Here is a 4795-nt window from a genome sequence, read left to right on the forward strand (position 1 = left end):
CCAACATTTGGGGGTCAGTTCAATGATACTCACTCATGGGGCGGTTTTTTTATAGATCATTTTTATTAAAAACCTTATAAGAACGATTTAGAATGAGTGGTACTGGCTAGTCTACAGCTACTCTACTCCCAAGAACTCGAGAAACTCAGGACTCTCAAAGCTTGCTTGGTATAGCACGCCATCTTCACGATAAATGGCCGGTGTGGCCATCACGGCAAGCCCTGCGGCTTTGTCGCGATTGGGCGTGATAAGATCAATGTTACAACTGGCAGGTGCGGGCGTCATCTCCCCTTGCAACATGGCTTTATCAAAGGCTTTACGCCGGCTATCTTCATCACCTTGACACCAGATACCACGCATTTGGGCGGGCGACTGCTCATATATCGGATAGCCGATAATGTTTACCGTGACGCCTTTTGCATTAAGCATGGGCAAACGCTGATGTAGACGGCGGCAGTAAGGACAATTCACATCGTCAGCCACATATATAACGGCTCTCTCAGGGCTGGTGGCGGGATAAGTAATCAGCTGCTCGTCATCCAATGTCGCAAATACCGATTGGTTTTTACGCTGCTCAAACTCTGTATCAAGACCAACAAACTGACCGTTTTCGATCACTGATATCTCACCATCGGTGATGTACTGCGCATCGTCCGATAGTAAAAAAGGCACACCTTCCAGCGTTGCGCCCCAAATAACGCCCGGCACTGCGGTATAAAAGAACGGGGTTTTGGTGTTCATGTTTTTGAGCGCGCTCATATTGGCAAGCAGCGCTGACTTGAGCGCAGGACTGATTGGCTGACCTATTTGTGCGCGGTGACTACGTTGCGCCATGTTGGACACTACTCGCTTGCTTGGGTTCTTTTGTAGCTTGCCTTGAATGACGTACTTACCATCTGCGGTCATATGCAGTGGCAACTGACCCACCAAATTGACTTGATACATATTGGGGAAGTTGGATGGCACAATAGAGGTAATTTGCGTTTTGATGCCTGCTTGCTTTAGGATTTGGCGCAACCGCTTGTCGACAGAATGACTCACCGTGCCAGCCGCCTGTGTCCTTGCTATATTTTGACTGGCCACATTTTGACTGGTGTGACTGCTGCTAACGTTAGCAGGGTTAGGCTGAGCACAAGCGGTGGTTGCTACGATAAAAGTAGCGATCAGAGTAGTGGATGTTAATAAAGAGCGTTTCACAGAGACAGTCCTATCTGGTTTTTCATAATGAGTATGTTTTGGTGATCAACATAGTACTCATCCCTAGCCTATAAAAAGCGCATGAGCCATATATTATGCAAAAACACATATTAAAAAGAAAGATAGACTGTAGCATGGGGAGGATTTTTGCAAAGGCTTAAAAACGCATTATTGCAAAATTGCTACCCAGCTTTAAGAGACAGGCAACACAGACCGCTATTAGACCTAGCTGACAGTGTACAGACAGCAAAAAGCAGCGGACGTTTGGTGCGCTGCTGATGGTTTTCGGGACGACTTTTTAGGGCAGTGTCTTACTTAAAACTTGGCGACTTCATCGGCTGTTAAGAAACGACTGTCGCCTTTGTCCAGACCGTCTAAGTTGATATGGCCAATGCTGGCGCGATGCAGCTCGATCACTTTATTACCAAAATACCCCATCATACGTTTGACTTGATGGTACTTACCTTGCTCTAAGGTCAGACGCGCGTGCGTTTCATCAATGAACTCAAGAATCGCCGGCTTGGTGGGTTCGTGATCGCCTTCTAATAAGATCCCTTCGGCAACTTTTTTTACCGCTTTTTCTTGGGCGTCGCTATCCATCGCATCTGCTAAGGTCAGCTCATAGACTTTTGCATGCTCGTGCTTAGGGCTGGTCACACGGTGCAGCCAGCCACCATCATCACTGATAAGCAGCGCGCCTGTGGTATCAACATCGAGTCGCCCAGCAATACGTAAGCTGCCAAGCTCTGGTACAGCGATCAGCTCGGTGACGATTGGGTACTCTTTGGCTTTTAAGGTACACTCAAACCCTTCAGGTTTATGCAGTAAGATATAGCGATTACCAGTCGCGACCGATAATGGCTCGCCTGCCCACATCACATCGTCATTGACAATATCGACATGCAACCCTGGATCTTTGATGACTTGGTCGTTTACCGTGATTTCGCCAGCGTGCATGATCTTTTTCGATTCTTTGCGCGACAGCTCAGTGGCTTTACTAATAAATTTATCTAGACGCATACTATTGACTACCATCCGTTTTATGATACCTACTCTGCCTCTAAAGCCAACGTCGCAAGTATGCACACTTATCTTGTTCGCTATCTTAACTGGTCAGAAGTGGTACTATAATAAAAAATAAAATGAACACTGCGCCAAATACGGACAGCAGTGAAAGTTAGACCAGTTTACCATATCCAACCTAGACCTGATGAAATATGAGCTATCAAACGCTAAAACGAGCTGTCACCGCGCGCTTAGAAATCAAAAAATCTGAGTTCATTGCATACGCTTATCCCGTGACGTCACGGGAAAACGCGTTGTTTCACGTGGAACAATTGCGCGAGCAATATGCGGACGCCCGTCATCACTGCTGGGCGTATATCATTGGCGATCCCAACAATACCACCAGCGCAGGTTTTGATGATGATGGCGAGCCAAACGGTACGGCAGGCAAACCCATTTTAAACGTTTTGCAGCACAAATCTATCGGCAACGTCATTATCATTGTGGTACGTTACTTTGGCGGCATCAAACTGGGCGCAGGCGGCCTCACCCGCGCTTATGCAGGCTCAGCGCAAGCGGCTATCGACCAAATGACATTGAGCCCGTATGTACCACTGCTGCAAGTGCAGATTTTGGCAGAGTTTGCGACCGAAGCGCAGTGCCGCTATGTGATCGACAGTCTAAGCGGTCATATTGATGAGGTAAATTATAGTAAACAAGTTACCCTGACTGCGACATTGGCTGCAGCAGATATAGACAGTCTAAAAGAACGCCTTGCGATGGATGGACGTGTTTTGGAGAAAACGTAAACGTTTTTGTGTCAGTAATTTTGAGTAACCATGCGTTCACTGAAACTTGTTGGTTTTAACCATTGCTGACGTTATGATAAAGCATTGCTTTTTAACGATAATTAAATAAGATCCCGCTATGTCCACTTCAAAACCAACCAACGCTTTCTCTCCAGCCCCTTTTAAACCGCCATTTTGGTTGAAGAATGCTCATCTACAAACGATCTTGCCTAGATTTATTGCGGCGAAAGCCCCTGAGTATCGCCGCGAGCTGCTCAAAGACTCACTCGATGAGAGCGAGATTGCCTATGACTTTTATGATACTAATGAGACGCTGACAGATCAGGGAAAATACCAAAAACCCCTAGTCGTCTTATTTCACGGTATGGAAGGCAGTAGCGACAGCCACTATGCGCGTACCCTCGCCCATGCCGTACAGCGCAACGACTGGCATTTTGTGGTGGTGCACTTTCGTAGCTGCGGCGGTGTCCCTGTCAAAGGCCAAGTGTTTTATCAAGCAGGTGACACCAGTGAGCTTGAGCACGCACTACAGTATTTAAACCAGCAGTACCAAACGGTCTATAGTATTGGCGTGTCTTTGGGCGGTAACGCTCTGGCAAAATACATGAGTGAATACGGTGAGGCAGCGCTTTGTAAGGCCGCTGTGGTGGCGTCTGCGCCTGTCGATCTGATCTCCTCCTCGCAGGCGATGGAGCGGTTTTTGGGTCGACGTATTTATACACCTTACTTGTTAAACCCCATTGTCAGCAAAGCCATCAAAAACAATTTGACCGAAGATGAGATCAAAGCCATTAAAGCCACCAACCGCATCAGCGAGTTTGATGATATCTTCACTGCGCCGCGGCATGGCTTTCGCTCCAAAAACGACTATTATTATCAAGCATCCGCGTTGCCGCATCTGATTCATATAGCCAAACCGACCTTAATCATCAGCGCCAAAGATGATCCATTCTTGGGTGCAACTGCCACACGTGGCGATGTGTCTGAAAATGTGACCTTAATTGACACCGAGCATGGCGGGCATATTGGGTTTATCAACTACCGCAATCGCAAATTTGATTTGGGTTGGCTGCCGAGTACAGCGATGCGTTTTTTTGTAGAAGCAACCAAGACCGATGATGACTCAGCGGCTTCTGCGTAAATCATCATAAGTCATCTGTCTTCCTAAGCTCTGTCCTATTTTCTCATTTAGAGTCCGATTATGTATCCATTTATCCGCTATGCCAGTACCATCGCTCATGCCGCCCTACAAGTAAAAAAAGGTCAGACTTTAACGCTGAAAGAGACCAGTGAGATTCAGTTTCGCTGCCGCTTGACGGATATCGATAACTTCTTAGAGATGAATAATGGTCGCGTGTTCACGCTGTATGATTTGGGACGTATCGACTTTGCGGTACGAACAGGACTTGGCAAGCAGCTATTGAAACAGCGTTGGGGCTTGGTCGTCGCTGGCAGTACCATTCAGTATCGCAAGCGTATTCGCGCCTTTGAAAAAGTCACGCTTAAAACCAAAATTGTTGGCATTGATGCGCGCTGGATGTATATCGAGCAGTCGATGTGGGTCAAGGGTAAGCCCTGCTCGTCTGCCATACTGCGTACGGGCGTGACCAAAGGCGGTAGAGTCATCGATACGTCACGTGTCTTAGCCGCTTTAGATCAATCTGAGTGGGAGTTGCCTCCAACGGGCTATGTGGCAGAGTGGATTGAGAGCGATGCTGATCGCCCGTGGCCGCCTGTGGGTTGAGATTCTGATGAACGCGAGAGCCTTTCCTAAAAAGTGTGTA

The 4795-nt window shown here is 47.4% G+C and carries 5 protein-coding genes; 3 read left to right on the forward strand and 2 right to left on the reverse strand.

Annotation, left to right across the window (positions count from 1 at the left end; translation table 11 throughout):
- Positions 1 to 117 precede the first annotated feature (117 nt).
- Positions 118 to 1197, reverse strand: coding sequence for a disulfide isomerase DsbC N-terminal domain-containing protein (locus B2P60_RS08560; protein ID WP_286740767.1), 1080 nt, complete (start codon positions 1195 to 1197; stop codon positions 118 to 120).
- Positions 1198 to 1512: 315 nt separating this feature from the next.
- Positions 1513 to 2217: a pseudouridine synthase gene (locus B2P60_RS08565; protein WP_193005692.1), complete on the reverse strand. Its 705-nt coding sequence runs from the start codon at positions 2215 to 2217 to the stop codon at positions 1513 to 1515.
- A 197-nt stretch (positions 2218 to 2414) separates the two neighbouring features.
- Between B2P60_RS08565 and B2P60_RS08570 the strand changes: the two genes are divergently transcribed.
- The 3 genes from B2P60_RS08570 (at position 2415) to B2P60_RS08580 (ending at position 4755) form a co-directional block, all read left to right on the forward strand.
- On the forward strand, positions 2415 to 3011 hold the full coding sequence (locus tag B2P60_RS08570; protein ID WP_286740769.1) for a YigZ family protein: 597 nt from the start codon (positions 2415 to 2417) through the stop codon (positions 3009 to 3011).
- Between the two features lie 118 nt (positions 3012 to 3129).
- Positions 3130 to 4152 carry a YheT family hydrolase gene (locus B2P60_RS08575; protein ID WP_286740770.1) on the forward strand — a complete coding sequence of 341 codons (1023 nt, stop codon included), beginning with the start codon at positions 3130 to 3132 and terminating at the stop codon, positions 4150 to 4152.
- A 60-nt stretch (positions 4153 to 4212) separates the two neighbouring features.
- Entirely contained in the window at positions 4213 to 4755 is a 543-nt protein-coding gene (locus B2P60_RS08580; protein ID WP_286740772.1) for an acyl-CoA thioesterase, read from the forward strand.
- The last annotated feature ends 40 nt before the right edge of the window (positions 4756 to 4795 follow it).

Origin of the sequence: Psychrobacter sp. UBA3068 (genome assembly GCF_002366815.1) — a bacterium.
GTDB lineage: Bacteria > Pseudomonadota > Gammaproteobacteria > Pseudomonadales > Moraxellaceae > Psychrobacter > Psychrobacter namhaensis.